The organism is Desulfocicer vacuolatum DSM 3385 (assembly GCF_900176365.1).
In the GTDB taxonomy this organism is placed as follows: Bacteria; Desulfobacterota; Desulfobacteria; order Desulfobacterales; family Desulfobacteraceae; genus Desulfocicer; species Desulfocicer vacuolatum.
This window is the reverse complement of the sequence record NZ_FWXY01000006.1, coordinates 134,349-148,350: the sequence shown is the minus strand read 5'-3', so window position 1 is coordinate 148,350 and position 14,002 is coordinate 134,349. Positions and strand designations below refer to the sequence as shown.

Annotated in this window: 12 protein-coding genes; 5 read left to right on the top strand and 7 right to left on the bottom strand. The window is 46.0% G+C overall.

The window, feature by feature from the left end:
- Nucleotides 1-169 precede the first annotated feature (169 nt).
- Nucleotides 170-1,159, bottom strand: coding sequence for a 2-hydroxyacid dehydrogenase (locus B9A32_RS07380; RefSeq protein WP_139795749.1), 990 nt, complete (start codon nucleotides 1,157-1,159; stop codon nucleotides 170-172).
- Between the two features lie 24 nt (nucleotides 1,160-1,183).
- Nucleotides 1,184-2,152 (bottom strand): cysteine synthase A, encoded by a 969-nt coding sequence (gene cysK / locus B9A32_RS07375; protein WP_084068056.1) that lies wholly within the window; start codon nucleotides 2,150-2,152, stop codon nucleotides 1,184-1,186.
- A gap of 169 nt (nucleotides 2,153-2,321) precedes the next feature.
- On the opposite strand from cysK, the gene B9A32_RS07370 reads away from it, so the two are divergent.
- Nucleotides 2,322-2,966 carry an HAD hydrolase-like protein gene (locus tag B9A32_RS07370; protein WP_084068227.1) on the top strand — a complete coding sequence of 215 codons (645 nt, stop codon included), beginning with the start codon at nucleotides 2,322-2,324 and terminating at the stop codon, nucleotides 2,964-2,966.
- A 570-nt stretch (nucleotides 2,967-3,536) separates the two neighbouring features.
- Nucleotides 3,537-6,182, top strand: coding sequence for an MASE3 domain-containing protein (locus tag B9A32_RS07365; RefSeq protein ID WP_212637852.1), 2,646 nt, complete (start codon nucleotides 3,537-3,539; stop codon nucleotides 6,180-6,182).
- A 111-nt stretch (nucleotides 6,183-6,293) separates the two neighbouring features.
- On the opposite strand, the gene B9A32_RS07360 is transcribed toward B9A32_RS07365, so the two are convergent.
- Together B9A32_RS07360 and pspF are read right to left on the bottom strand one after the other, a co-directional pair.
- Complete coding sequence (locus B9A32_RS07360) at nucleotides 6,294-7,160, bottom strand: HAD-IIA family hydrolase (protein ID WP_084068051.1); 867 nt, start codon at nucleotides 7,158-7,160, stop codon at nucleotides 6,294-6,296.
- Nucleotides 7,161-7,395: 235 nt separating this feature from the next.
- Nucleotides 7,396-8,445 (bottom strand): phage shock protein operon transcriptional activator, encoded by a 1,050-nt coding sequence (gene pspF, locus B9A32_RS07355; protein ID WP_232367076.1) that lies wholly within the window; start codon nucleotides 8,443-8,445, stop codon nucleotides 7,396-7,398.
- 521 nt (nucleotides 8,446-8,966) lie between these two features.
- Between pspF and B9A32_RS07350 the strand changes: the two genes are divergently transcribed.
- The 3 genes from B9A32_RS07350 to pspC all read left to right on the top strand — a co-directional run bounded on the left by B9A32_RS07350 (nucleotide 8,967) and on the right by pspC (nucleotide 10,415).
- The gene (locus B9A32_RS07350) at nucleotides 8,967-9,644 is read left to right on the top strand and encodes a PspA/IM30 family protein (RefSeq protein WP_084068049.1); all 678 of its coding nucleotides are present in this window, start codon (nucleotides 8,967-8,969) and stop codon (nucleotides 9,642-9,644) included.
- Between the two features lie 73 nt (nucleotides 9,645-9,717).
- Complete coding sequence (locus B9A32_RS07345; protein ID WP_084068047.1) at nucleotides 9,718-9,957, top strand: hypothetical protein; 240 nt, start codon at nucleotides 9,718-9,720, stop codon at nucleotides 9,955-9,957.
- Nucleotides 9,954-10,415, top strand: coding sequence for an envelope stress response membrane protein PspC (pspC, locus tag B9A32_RS07340; protein WP_084068044.1), 462 nt, complete (start codon nucleotides 9,954-9,956; stop codon nucleotides 10,413-10,415). Before B9A32_RS07345 ends, pspC begins: the two co-directional genes overlap by 4 nt.
- A 298-nt stretch (nucleotides 10,416-10,713) precedes the next feature.
- Here pspC and B9A32_RS07335 read toward each other — a convergent pair whose 3' ends face one another.
- The 3 genes from B9A32_RS07335 to B9A32_RS07325 form a co-directional block, all read right to left on the bottom strand.
- Complete coding sequence (locus tag B9A32_RS07335; RefSeq protein WP_084068042.1) at nucleotides 10,714-10,962, bottom strand: ubiquitin family protein; 249 nt, start codon at nucleotides 10,960-10,962, stop codon at nucleotides 10,714-10,716.
- A gap of 490 nt (nucleotides 10,963-11,452) precedes the next feature.
- Complete coding sequence (locus B9A32_RS07330) at nucleotides 11,453-13,342, bottom strand: aldehyde ferredoxin oxidoreductase family protein (protein WP_084068040.1); 1,890 nt, start codon at nucleotides 13,340-13,342, stop codon at nucleotides 11,453-11,455.
- 181 nt (nucleotides 13,343-13,523) lie between these two features.
- Nucleotides 13,524-13,901: a 4Fe-4S binding protein gene (locus B9A32_RS07325; protein WP_084068037.1), complete on the bottom strand. Its 378-nt coding sequence runs from the start codon at nucleotides 13,899-13,901 to the stop codon at nucleotides 13,524-13,526.
- Nucleotides 13,902-14,002: the final 101 nt, after the last annotated feature.

The following is a 14,002-nucleotide window of genomic DNA, read 5'->3' as shown; positions in this document are numbered from 1 at the left end:
GAAATACCCCGCAAACCCGGGGAATATTTCCACCTTTGTTGTGGGCGGAACGAGGTCAGAATACGGTCCGCCCATTGCCCATCGGGGGGGGGCGGCGGTATAATACCATTTGGCTCCGCGTCTACGACCCTATATTTATTGTGTCCCACAGGGCATGCCCGGCCTTTTTTTACAACCCCTTCAGCACTTCCGGATTCACAACAGTGGGCATGGTACCGTTACGGTAAAATTCAATGATATTGGTGGCTGCCATAATGGACATGGTGTTTCGGGATTCCACAGTGGCAGAGCCGATGTGGGGCAACACACACACATTTTCCATGGACAGCAGCGAATTATCTTTATCCATGGGCTCGGGGTTGGTGACATCCAGCCCTGCCCCCCATATCTGTCCCGTTTCCAGGGCATGGATTAAATCTGTTTCATTGTGAACCATGCCCCTTGCGGTGTTAATAAAAATGGCAGAAGATTTCATCTTTTCAAAGGCTGCCCGGTTAAACATCTCCCTGGTTTCCGGGGTCAAGGCGCAATGAACAGAAACAATATCACTCTTGGCCAGCAACTGGTCAAATCCTGTCAAACGGGCATTAAATCGCTCCTGGGCCACAGGATTGGGGCTGCGGTTATGGTAAAGGATCTCCATGTCATAGGCCCCCCGACACCGTTTGGCCATTTCCATGCCAATGCGGCCCATTCCCACAATACCAAGGGTTTTATTCATCAGCTCCATACCCAAAAACGCCTTGGGTTGAAAGGTTTTCCACTGGTCTTTGGAGATTGTGTTATGGGTATAAAACATTTTCCGGGCCGTGGCGATCATCAAGCCAAAGGCAATATCTGCCGTGGCTTGGTTCATGGCATTGGGGGTGTATCCCACGGGAATCCCCCGGCGGGTGGCTTCAGAAATATCAATATTATCATACCCCACGGCAAACTGGGAAATAATCTCCAAATGCCTGCACTCGTTTAAAAAATGAGCATCAATCTTTTCCGTCATGGTACAGAAAACGGCGTTGTGCTTTTTTGCTTTTTCAATGAGTTCCGGCTGGGTCATGGGGATTTTACTGTCCCACAAGGTTATGCAAAACCCTTGCTCTTCAAGCATCTTAATACCGGCATCGGGAAAATTCCGGGTGATAAGAATTTTTTTACCTTTCATGAAATGGCTCTCTTTTTTAATCATTTAAAAATTCTCAAATAATACGGAGGACAAATATCGTTCTCCGGCATCGGGTAAAATTGTAACAATGAGTTTTCCCTTATTTTCGGGCAATCCCCCCACTTTCAAGGCACCGGCAACGGCGGCTCCGCTGGAGATACCGCAGGTGATCCCCTCTTCCTGATGAAGCCTTTTTGCCATGTCAATGGCTTCATCGCTGCCCACCGTCACCACCCCGTCAAGCAAATCCATATCCAGAATATCGGGTTTAAATCCCGCCCCAATGCCCTGGATTTTATTCACCCCGGGTCCCGGTGTAAAAGGTTGATTTCTCTTAATGGCACTTAAAACAGCGATGTGGACAGGCTCCACTGCAATGGCTCGGACACCTTGTCCTTTCTTTTCCTTTAAATACCTGGCAACCCCGGTGATGGTACCTCCGGTGCCCACACCGGCCACAAAGATATCAACGTCTGCACCGGTGTCTTCCAATATTTCAGGACCGGTGGTTTTATAATGAACGTCCGGATTGGCCGGATTACCAAACTGATTGGCCATGAGATATTTTTCCGGGGCTTTGGAAACGATCTCCCGGGTGCGGGCAATGGCCCCCTTCATTCCCTTGGCCCCATCGGTTAGGATCAACTGGGCCCCAAAGGCCTGAAGCATACGCCGCCGCTCCATGGACATGGTGTCGGGCATGGCAAGTATCAAGGGATATCCCTTTGCCGCACATACATAGGCAAGACCGATGCCGGTGTTTCCGCTGGTGGCTTCAATGACTGTGACATCCCTGGAGCCGGGAACCAGAATTCCCTTTTCTTCGGCATCCCATATGATGGCGGCCCCCACCCGGCACTTCACAGAATAGGCAGGATTGCGCCCTTCAATTTTGACGGCAACGGTGCAATGAAGGTCCTTTGTCACGCGGTTTAAACGCACCAGGGGAGTCCTGCCGATACTCATGCTGTTATCTTCAAAAATATTTTTCATTTTATCTCCTTCAGGATTCACCATGTTATGGAAAAATTATCTAAATCATTGAAGAATAATTATTTTATGTGCTATCCAGATGGAAATCAACTCTTTTCCCCGGCACAGGAAAGAGAACAAATCAAAATCTAAAGAGGATATGATGAAAATTACAATTCAAAAGAATTCAATGAACATATTATTTGACCTGGATGGCACCCTCACCGACTCTTTTGAAGGTATCACAAAATGTATTTTTCATGCCATGACACAACTTGGAAAACCTGTCCCGCCTCCAGAAACCCTTGGCCGATGCATTGGCCCTCCCCTGAAAAAAAGCTTTGCCCGGCTGCTGGATTCCCAGGATGATGGCCTGGCAGAACAGGCCCTTATCCTTTACCGGGAACGGTTTGCCTCTGTGGGGCTTTTTGAAAACAGGGTATATGATCACATCCCCCAGGTACTGGGGACTTTGAAAGGCAAGGGGCATAACCTCTATGTTGCCACAGCAAAACCAGAGATATATGCAAAGCGCATTATCCGCCATTTTGATCTGGATAAATATTTTAAGCACGTTTATGGCAGCGAGTTGGACGGCACCCGCACAGATAAAACAACCCTGATTGCACATATTCTTGACAAGGAAAGCCTTTCAGCTGATGAATCGGTGATGGTGGGGGATCGGGAACATGATATGGTGGGTGCCGGGAATAATGGTTTGCCCGGGCTTGGGGTGCTCTGGGGATATGGTACCCGGGAGGCTCTGGAAAATTCCGGGGCATATGCGTGCCTTGATGATCCCCGGGAATTGGTTGACAAGATCAGCTATATATAACAGAATAAATTCTCAAAAATTCAGATTACCCGGATCTGGGCCTCATATCCGGGGGAAATGTGCTGAAATTCTGTCTTAGAAAGATATTTTTATATAAACCCACATGTCCCGGCGGACACAACAAATATAGGGTCGTAGATGCGAAGCCAAATGGTATTATACCGCCGCCCCCCCCGATGGGCAATGGGCCCGGACCGGAACTGTAGACAGCTCAATTGTCCGGTTCCTATTACCCATCGGAGGGGCGGCTCTGCCTTAGCTTGCCCGGAAGTTTTATTTTCTAATAAAACAGTAGTTGCTGTGAACATCCAGCACCTAATACCCAGTACCCAGTACCGGCTTTTTCATATAAACCGCCACGGGTGTACCATATTCTGGCCTCGGCTCTGCCCACAACGAATATTGAACCAATCTTAATTTTGCCAATTTTTTCTTATTGAATACAAACATTATTAAATCAGAAATATTTACAATTGTTATGAGGGTCTAATGATTTCCAAACGGCATCATGATAATATCAAAACAAACTATCGAGCCGGAGACCAAGAGCCAACCCGGTTAAAAACAGGCATGAACGTTACAATCGGTATTGCTCTGCTTCTGGGCTTACTAATAGTCAGTCGCCACAATTATCTCCTTTTCCACTCCCTGGCAGAATTCTTTTCCATTGCAGTGGCATTTGCCCTTTTTATCGTGGTTTGGAACTCCCGCCAATTTGTTACAAATACGGCCTTTGTCTATATTGGTATTGCCTATCTGTTTATTGGAAGTCTCGATCTGATACATACCATTTCGTATAAAGGGATGGGGGTGATTAGTGAAACATGGGGGGCCAATCCGGCAACTCAATTGTGGATTGCCGCAAGATATATGGAAAGCATATCACTTTTTCTGTTTTTTGCTTTTTTTAAGAAACGTTTCCAGATTTATAAAACAATCATCATCTATTTTTTTATCAGTGCCTTTATTCTGTTTTCGATATTTTATTGGAAAAATTTCCCCGCCTGTTTTGTTGAGGAGACGGGACTGACGGACTTTAAAAAAATCAGTGAATATTTTATCTGCATCATTCTTTTTGTTACCCTGTCGCTGATATTGAAAAACAGATCTAATTTTGATCAGAAAATTTTAAAATTTTTCATAGCTTCCATTGTTTTAACTATTTTTGGAGAACTGGCATTTACCTTTTATGTCAGCGTTTATGGGCTTTCAAATCTCTTTGGCCATTATTTAAAAATTATCTCCTTTTTCCTTATCTATTCAGCCTTGGTTCGCTCCAGTCTAAAGGAGCCCTATAAAATTTTATTCCAGGATCTCAACTTCGAACGACATTGTTTGAAAAAAAGCAAAGATCTCCTTGATGCCGCCAGCCGCATGGCCAGAATAGGAGGATGGGAGTTGGACATCCATACACGGCAGGTGACCTGGTCCGAGGAAACCTACCGTATCCATGAAATGGATATGACTTACAAGCCATCATTACAAGAGGCTATCAACTTCTTTCATGTCAGGGACAGAGAAAGACTCCAGCTGGCCATTCAAAAATCATTGGACCACGGGGAACCGTACGACATGGAAATCCGTTTTATAACTGCCAAGGGAAATCAGCTATGGACACGCACCATATGCAAGCCGCAAATCGTTAATGGGAAAACCGTGAAACTCACCGGGGTCTTTCAGGACATAACCGAGCGTAAAAAGGCAGAGGAAGAACACGACAGATTGATTTCCGCAATCGAACAGGTTGGCGATGTGGTTGTCATTACCGATATTGACGGTGTTATCCAATATACGAATCCTGCGTTTATGGAAATCACCGGTTTCAGCAAAAAAGAGGCGTGGGGTAAAACACCGCGTTTTCTCAAAAGCGGTCAGCATGACAATCACTTTTATAAAACCCTGTGGAATACGATCCTGTCAGGGGAACAGTGGACCGGGCGTATTGTAAACAAGCGAAAAGATGGCACTTTGTACACGGGAGAATGTTCCATCTCCCCGGTGAACAATCAAGATGGTGATATTGCTAATTTTGTTTGGATCTCACGGGACATCACCAAACAACTGGAGATTGAACACCAGTCCCAACAAAACCAGAAACTCGAATCCATCGGCTCACTGGCCGGGGGCATTGCCCACGATTTTAACAATATTTTATCATCTGTCATTGGTTTCACCGAACTGGCCCTGGATGAAGTTGAAAAAGACACAACCATTGAAGACAGCCTTCAGGAGGTCTATGCGGCCGGAAAACGGGCCAAAGATCTTGTTGGACAAATTCTGGCATTTGCACGGCAATCAGAAGAAGAACTGAAACCTGTCCAGGTCAGTTCAATTGTTAAAGAAGTACTGAAATTTATGAGATCCTCCATACCCACAACAATAGAAATTCATCAATCCATTGAAAGTGACTCACTGATTATGGGCAATGCCACCCGGATTCACCAGGTGATGATGAATCTATGTACCAACGCAGCCCATGCAATGGATGAGATGACCGGGGTGTTGGAGATACGTCTGAAAGATGTTGCAATTAATGGAGATGTCAGCACAAAAACCTCAGAATTAAAGCCCGGGGATTACATTCAAATAACGGTTTCAGATACCGGAACGGGCATTGCCCCTGAAATTATTGGATCAATTTTTGAACCCTATTTCACCACCAAAGGCCCAGGAGAAGGAAGCGGCATGGGGCTTGCCATGGTGCATGGCATTATTGAGACATACGACGGTAAAATTACGGTCAACAGCCGTGTAGGCCAGGGAACTACCTTTACAATCTATCTGCCAATTACCGGGAAACGCCATGAGCGTCCCCCATATGAACAGGGGGATCTCCCTTCAGGTACCGAAAAAATACTATTTGTTGACGACGAGATCCCCATAGCCAAAATGGGAAGTCAGGTACTTGAACGCTTAGGGTATCAGGTAACCATCAAGACCAATAGTATTGAAGCTGTGGCGTTGTTTAAATCAAATCCCAATGCCTTTGATCTGGTTATCACAGATATGACCATGCCTGACATGACCGGTGACAGACTGGCCATTGAGTTAATGAAAATCCGACAGGGTATGCCGGTGATTTTATGCACTGGATACAGCAAGAAGATTTCTGATAAAATAAGCTCAGAAATCGGTATCAAAGCGTTTATATACAAACCGGTTGTCAAGGCGGAACTTGCTGAAACTGTGCGAAAAGTACTGGATGAAGCCGGTTAAGGTAAAACTATATATTCAAGATAATCCAACTTCGGCAAAAAACATATGCTTCAAAAATGGCATCCAGAGTATTGATAATTTTCCAAATCAATATTCATGGTTTCAACACCGTCATCCCAATGTTTGAAAAATCATATCTGGCTGGACAGAAGAATTCTTTACCATTTCAATGGTACTCACTCCAGTTAAAACCAATGCAGAACTATAGCCAAAATTCAAGGCTCCTTGAATATCTGACTTAATAAAGTCACCGGTCATCAGTACCCGCTCCCGGGGAATTTTTTTTCCAGATTTTTCCTCAAGTAGGTCGTGGGTTCTTTGAAATATGGGTGCAAAGGGCTTACCAAGATACAATGGTTTAATAAAAATACCGTAACTCCCCAGTACCCGGGAAATGAAGCGACCCACCCCGCCAGCGCCAATGCACAATTGCCCGGCATGGCCGGGATAATATTCATCCGGGTTGGGTACAATGAGCGGTGCCTGGGGTTTTTTCACAAAAAAATTCACCGCTGCATTGATTGTGGTTTCCCAGTCATACCCCCTTTCCCCCACAATAATGCCCTGGCAATCATTGATTTCCTCAAGGTTTCTCGTGGTTTTAAGGCCTGCTTCCCGGGCAAAGCAGGGAGTGCCCAGGTTACCCATGATAAAAAAAGGTCCTTGGGATATTTCATCTTCCGCAAACAAGCCCATCAGACCGTGGGCACAAGAAACAATTTCCCGGGGATGAACATCAATACCTGCGGTGTTGAGAATTTGTGATTTTTCCCGGGTGGAGTGATCTCCGTCATTGGTGAGAAGATAAAATGGGATCTGCTTCTTTCTAAGCATTGCCAACACATCCCGGCTACCCGATGCTGCCTTTCCTTTAACAAGAAGAACCCCGTCAATGTCAAACACAAGGGCATCCAGGCGGAAAGCATGGGATGAAAGCCATTTTTTAAGTGTGGATATTATTTTTATTTTCTGGGACATTTTATTTAAATTCCAAATTTATGCTTGGTGCAGTATAAGGGACTCAGACCTTATTGATTTACCATTTAACCATACCCAAATTGATATGTTTTATGGATGAGATTTCGGGTAAACGGTAAATTGAAAACTGCTGACACCCTAAATTAATACTTTGGCAAACCATCACCTTTTTTTCAACATGTTTTCATAAGAAACTGTAGCCCTAAACTATCCACAGCAGGCCCACGGCAAGACTCTAAAGCCGTTCTTTGTACTTTCGGTAAAGTCCCCGAAGTTGATCATAGCTAATCCCCAATTGATCTGCCGCCTTTTTCTGGTTGTATCGGTTGGATTCAAGGGCATTTCTGAGCATGAAAAGTTCCAGGGCCTTTCTTGCAGCAATCAATGATGTTTCCCCGGAAGGATCGTAATCTGCTTTAGATACCCTGCTAACACCGTCAAACGCCCCCTCCACTGTTTTCTTATGGGGAATGGCCCCATAGGGAGACACAAAGGGATCAAAAACAATGTCATGAATCACCCTGCCCCGGGCCCGGTAAACTGCGCGTTCCACAACATTTTTTAACTCCCGGACATTTCCATACCAGGGATAATGTTCCAGACCTTCCATGGCCGATGCGCTGAATTCGGGAACCGCATCAATGCCAAGTTCATAGGCCATGCGCATGGCAAAATGCCGGGCCAGCAAAGAAATATCCCCTTTTCGCTCCCGCAACGGAGGGACAAACAACACTTCAAAGGATAGGCGATCCAGCAGATCTTCTTTGAACCTGCCCTGGCGGGCCATGGTGGGAAGATCTGCATTGGTGGCACTGATAATGCGAACATCCACCTCCATGGGCAGCGAACCTCCCACCCGCTCAAACACACCATACTCCACCACCCGTAAAATTTTTTCCTGGACCTCCATGGGCACGGTGCCGATTTCATCCAGAAACAACGTTCCCCGGTGTGCCGCCTCAAACCGTCCGGTGCGACGATGGGCAGCCCCTGTGAACGCACCTTTTTCATGACCGAACAATTCTGTTTCCACCAGGGTGGGGGCAAGGGAGGCACAATTGAGGGTAACCAGCGGTTTTTCCCATCGGTGGGACAAAAAATGCAGCCGGGATGCAGCAAGTTCCTTGCCGGTGCCGCGCTCCCCAAGGATGAGAACAGGGCGCTCTATGGGGGCCACCCGGGACAATCGCTCCTGGAAATCGAGAAACACCTCGGACTGCCCCAGGGCTTCAGGTACAATTGAATGTTGGACACAGGGATGTCGAGCCATGGTTATTTTCACCATTATATGGTTAAATTCCTCAATATATCAGATAAAGACCTAACACGCTTATTTTTTAATTTCAAGGGCTCAAATCATAACCATCTGTTAATATTAATTAAAAAGATTATTATGAACATGGCACAGTTTCTGCAATTCATTTTATCAGAATAGGGACGACCCGTTTTTATATAACCGCCACGGGTGGACCGTATTCTGATCCGGCTCTGCCCACAACGAAGTTTGAAATACTCCCCTGATTGGCGGAGTATTTCATATAAACTGCCATATCCTGTGGGACACAACAAATATAGGGTCGTAGACGCGGAGCCAAATGCTATTATACCGCCGCCCCCCGATGGGCAATGGGCCCGGACCGGAACTGTAGACAGCCCAATTGTCCGGTTCCTATTCCCCATCGGGGGGCGGCTCTGCTGAGGTTGCCTTGGAGGCTACCTTTTCATATAAAAACTGCCACGGGCAGAGCAGGCTCAAAATACACTCTGCCCGTGGCAGTTATAAAATACTCACAAAGGAGAATGATCATGGGTATATTCACACGCTTTAAAGATATCATCACAGCCAACATGAATTCCATGCTGGACAAGGCAGAAGATCCGGAAAAAATGATTAAAATGATGATCCGGGAAATAGAAGACACCCTGGTGGAGCTCAAGACCTCCTGTGCCGGAGCCATTGCCAGCCAGAAAAAAGTTCAGCGTAATCTGGACAATGTACGGGAACGCCTCAATCAATGGAACACCCGGGCCGAACTTGCCGTGATCAAGGGGCGGGATGACCTTGCCCGGGAAGCATTAATGGAAAAAAAACGTTTTTCAGGCAAAATTGACATTCTGGAGGAGGAATTCACCCAACACGGTGCCTTGGTGGAACAATATCAGGAAGAGATCAGACAGCTGGAAGACAAACTGAAAACCTCCCGGGAAAAACAACGCATGCTGGTTCAACGCCAGATCCATGCCCGGCGCAAAAAACAGGCAGGAGAGGATATTCGACGCATGGACAACCACGAAACCCTTGCACGCTTTGATAAAATGGAAAGCCGCATTGAACAGATGGAGGCAGAGGCAGACCTGGTGAACTATGGCGTAAAATCAAGCCTTGACGAACAATTTGAAGAGATTATCATGGATGATGACATTGAACAGGAACTGCAACGGTTAAAGTCCGCCCGTACCAAGGGCGACATCCGGCAGGATTAATCCATCAAAGACCCGGGGATAGAAACAATAAAACCCCGCCCCGGGTATTGATATTAAAGGAGATCGGCTTTTGATGAAAAGCGTTTTTATTGCAGGCATTGTTTTCACCGGCATTTTTCTGGTGCTGCTCGTTGTTGCTGCCATTTTTTTCATGATCTTCAAGATGCGCCAGGGAGGTGCACAGGATCGCAGCAAACAAAATGAGGAGGCCACCATGATACAGGAAATATACACAGGACTATCCAGAATGGAACAACGGGTGGAAGCCCTTGAAACCATTCTCATGGAACAAAAAAAAGGGAATAACACATGAGAAAAGGATATAAACAAAGACAATGGCACCGCCAAAGACATCCCCGGGGATTTCGTGCCGGACACTCTTCCAGATTTGGGAAGGCTGCTTCCCAGGGGATATTTCGTTCCCGCCACGGCATCATCATGGGGGTTTGCAAGGGCATCAGTGAATCCTTTAATTTTTCGGTTTTCTGGGTCCGGGTAATTTTTGTGATTACCTTTTTTTTCAGTGGTCTTTGGCCCGTCATCGGTATCTATCTTGCCGGTGCATTTCTCATGAAACCCCGACCGGTGAAACCCCTTGAAACCGAAGAAGAAAAAGATTTCTATAACAATTATGTCAACTCCAGAGCCGGCGCCGTCAGGACATTAAAAAGCCGGTTTGACTCATTGGAAAGGCGCATTCGGCGCATGGAAGATACAGTGACCACCAGAGAATTTGAATGGGACCGAAAAATGTCCGGCGAACAGTATTGATGGAAAAAGCCATAATTGATTCACCATAAAAATACCGGCATCTTTCATACAACTTCAAAAGTAGTTTACACTTTTCCATCAAGTTTTCCCGGGAAATGGGTATATCTTTTTGCAAAATGTAAACTGGAAAATGAAGCATGCCAAAATACCGTTAATTTTCATCATAGTGCATAATCAAAACTAAGATTTAGGATGATACACCTCCCAGACCAGTACTGCTCTTGCCTGTTCAGGAATAGTTATCCTAAAATTAAGCACTGACATTACAATAGTGCCCCATGGCATACCATAGAAAGAATTAACCTCCGGCCAGGGGCCCAAAAACAGTCACTGTTTCATCTTTATCAAGGGTTGTTCGAAGATCAACTTTTTGATTACCGATGCTCACCATGGGGGCAAGCAGGGGATTGATCCTTTCCATCAAGAGCAACTCCCGAATGGTGGTTCCCTTTTTCACTTTCAGGGTGCTGATCTCCGGTTTAATATTATTCACATCTTTTAATATGCACAAAAGACTTGCGGAAAGTTTTAATTTTATATTGATCATCCCGAGAACCTCGTCAGTCCCAAATTTTCTGTATATTTTTTTTATATGACTCAACTTTCGGTGTTCGCATTTCGTGGTGGGGTCAGGCTTTCGTTATTGACATTATCGAGGCTTTTTTCGTTGGCAAAGGCCTTGGTCGATAACATCAATAACAAAAGCCTGACCCCGTCGGTACATTTTAAAATGCCGGCTTTGAAATGAAGCCCGAAAGTTGAGTATATGAAAAGGCAGCCTCCAAGGCAACCTCAGCAGAGCCGCCCCCCCGATGGGTAATAGGAACCGGACAATTGAGCTGTCTACAGTTCCGGTCCGGGCCCATTGCCCATCGGGGGGGGCGGCGGTATCATACCATTTGGCTCCGCGTCTACGACCCTATATTTGTTGTGTCCCACAGGAGATGCCCGTTATATCAAATGCCTCGCAGATCTGGGATGTATTTCAAGCTTTGTTGCGGGCAGACCGAGGCCAGAATAAGGCCTGCCCATGGCAGTTATACGGTCAAATTATGCTTTTCCAGGGTTGCCTGGGTGGGAATACCGTTTTCATCCCAGCCCCTGGCCTCATAATAGGTATCCAGCATTTCTTCGATAACCCCAAGATCCATCACATGGCCTTTATTGGGACCGTTGGGGATTTTTTCCTCATAAAACCGTGCCGGGGGATAATCATATTTTCTGCCGAAATCGGAAATTTCCCTTTTGTTAAACATCCGGTTCAAATGCCATATTTTCTCAGAAAGAAGCAGCAGATCTTTATTAAAATCCATCTTTTTACCTGTGGCATAATAATAAAGTTCTTCGTAATATTCGGTCTCAAGACCGATCTCCATGTACTGGAGCCGACAGGTACCAAGAATATCAAAGGCAGGTCGTAAATGCTGGGATTTCAACACCAGAGGCACCACATTTTTATGATCTGCCTTGGGAATGGTATCAAAGTCAGAATCACCGGAGATCAGATCATGCACCGTGGCATTTTTATCGCCTCCCACGGCCGTTGCCACATCAGATCCCAACACCCAGCAGCGACCGTGGTGGGCACCAATGTCCGATGTCATGTAACCCAACATCATGCCGGGGGCATTACGGGATTCATAACCGGTCCACTCCAGCCCTTTTACATGGATGGCAAATTTACTGCTGTCATATCCAATCTTTTCAGCAGCGCCCTGTACACCCAGGGCCAAAGTATCGCCAATACCTTCTCTCTTGGCAATGATGTTCAAAATATGGACAATGGAGTCAAGATCCCCCCATTTCACATCCATGCCCATCTCTTCTTTTGAAATATAGCCTTTTTCATAACACTCCAGGGCAAAACTGACAACGGCACCGGCAGAGCAGGTGTCAATGCCCACCTCGTCACAGATATAGTTGGTATAGGCGATGCCGTGGATGTCATCCAGCTCACAGTTACTACCCAGAAGAGACAAGGTCTCATACTCCGGACCTTCCACATACACATTGCCCCGTTTTGTTTTGGCATGGCCGTACTTGCCACAGGGGATGGGACAGGCAAAACAGCCCTTATCTGTGATTTTAAGCTCTTTTAAGATGGCTTTCCCGTTGATCTTATCGGCATAGTCGCAGTGGGAGGTCTGGAAGTTCCGGGTGGGAAGGGCACCCACATCATTACACCAGTTGGTGATACCGGCAGTTCCCTCCGGGGTCCAACCTTTAAAACCGGGTTTTTCCCGGCAGGCGGCATAGGTTTCTTTTCCTTTTTTTAAAAGCCCCTTGGGATCAAACACCGGTATGCTCTTGGTTCCCCTTGCCACAATGGCTTTAATATTTTTAGAACCCAGTACCGCCCCAATGCCGATACGACCGGCCTGGCGACCAAAATCATGGGAAATACAGGCAAAATTAACCAGATTTTCACCAGCTTCACCAATGGTCAGAATCTGGTACTCTTCCCCCAGCTCCTCTTTCATGGCGCTTTCCACCTCTGTGGACCCTTTACCCCAATATTGCCCGGCAGGTCTGATTTCCACAGTATCATTGTCTATGAATATATATGAAGGCTCCTTGGCCTTGCCTTTAATAATGGTCACATCGTAACCGGCGTACTTCATGTTAACACCAAAATGCCCCCCCATATTGCTGTCACCATATCCACCGGTGGCCGGAGATTTGGTGCAGAAATGGGTTTTTCCACTGGCAGGTAGAAACAGACCGCTCAAGGGGCCCATGGCAATGATGAATCTATTTTCAGGGTCAAAGGGTTCTACATTGGGGGGATTCTCATCATATAAAATTTTTGATGTGAATCCACGTCCACCGATGAACTCGTCCACCCACTCTTTTTTCAGGGGTTCTTTCTCTACTTTTCCGGCGCTCAAATCAATTCTGAGGGTGTTGCCTGCATATCCGTATAACATGTTATCCTCCAGACTATTTACATGGAACCCTGATCAACATATTGCATATCATAGGGTTTCAAACTTTATTGTAACAAGTGAGCCTGCCATGGCCACTGTTTAAGTGTGGGTTCAATCACCTGTATTCTTATTGATCGTGAATGGATTTAATTTAATCAACACAGGCAATCTATCAAGGCCACTATTCAAATGTTAACGCATCCCTTGGACAGACAGTGACACACTGTTTGCAATTAATGCATTTATAAGGATACCCATCGTCATCAACCTTCACCAGATTCACCGGGCAGGCAGGCACACATGCCATGCACTTGTCGCATTTATCCTTATTGATGCGATAGGTCTGTCCCTTAAGCTCAATGGCGTCCTGGGGGCAGGCCTCGGCACAGGCTCCGCACTGATCACAGATGTCCACATAATATTTGCCAGGGTCTGGAAATTTTCCATATACATGCAACATTGCCTTGGAAGGATTGATTTCCTTCAGGTTCTGCAGGGTACAGACAAGCTCACAGGCCTTGCAGCCTGAGCAGGTTTCATTGTTGAAAATAAGTCCCATGTTTTATTCCTCATACGGTTACTGTTTGTTTTTAACTGTTACCTGTGTAATTCTGCAAATCCACCATCAATACAAAAAAAGAAGCGCAGTTTCAGTTGTTT

Bases quoted from the DNA above. Each gene is read 5' to 3' on its own strand.
- B9A32_RS07350 (WP_084068049.1), top strand. From the start codon at position 8,967: ATGGGTATATTCACACGCTTTAAAGATATCATCACAGCCAACATGAAT.
- pspC (WP_084068044.1), top strand. From the start codon at position 9,954: ATGAGAAAAGGATATAAACAAAGACAATGGCACCGCCAAAGACATCCC.
- B9A32_RS07335 (WP_084068042.1), bottom strand. From the start codon at position 10,962: ATGATCAATATAAAATTAAAACTTTCCGCAAGTCTTTTGTGCATATTA.
- B9A32_RS07325 (WP_084068037.1), bottom strand. From the start codon at position 13,901: ATGGGACTTATTTTCAACAATGAAACCTGCTCAGGCTGCAAGGCCTGT.
- B9A32_RS07365 (WP_212637852.1), top strand. From the start codon at position 3,537: ATGAACGTTACAATCGGTATTGCTCTGCTTCTGGGCTTACTAATAGTC.
- B9A32_RS07345 (WP_084068047.1), top strand. From the start codon at position 9,718: ATGAAAAGCGTTTTTATTGCAGGCATTGTTTTCACCGGCATTTTTCTG.
- pspF (WP_232367076.1), bottom strand. From the start codon at position 8,445: ATGGTGAAAATAACCATGGCTCGACATCCCTGTGTCCAACATTCAATT.
- B9A32_RS07330 (WP_084068040.1), bottom strand. From the start codon at position 13,342: ATGTTATACGGATATGCAGGCAACACCCTCAGAATTGATTTGAGCGCC.
- B9A32_RS07370 (WP_084068227.1), top strand. From the start codon at position 2,322: ATGAACATATTATTTGACCTGGATGGCACCCTCACCGACTCTTTTGAA.
- B9A32_RS07360 (WP_084068051.1), bottom strand. From the start codon at position 7,160: ATGTCCCAGAAAATAAAAATAATATCCACACTTAAAAAATGGCTTTCA.
- B9A32_RS07380 (WP_139795749.1), bottom strand. From the start codon at position 1,159: ATGAAAGGTAAAAAAATTCTTATCACCCGGAATTTTCCCGATGCCGGT.
- cysK (WP_084068056.1), bottom strand. From the start codon at position 2,152: ATGAAAAATATTTTTGAAGATAACAGCATGAGTATCGGCAGGACTCCC.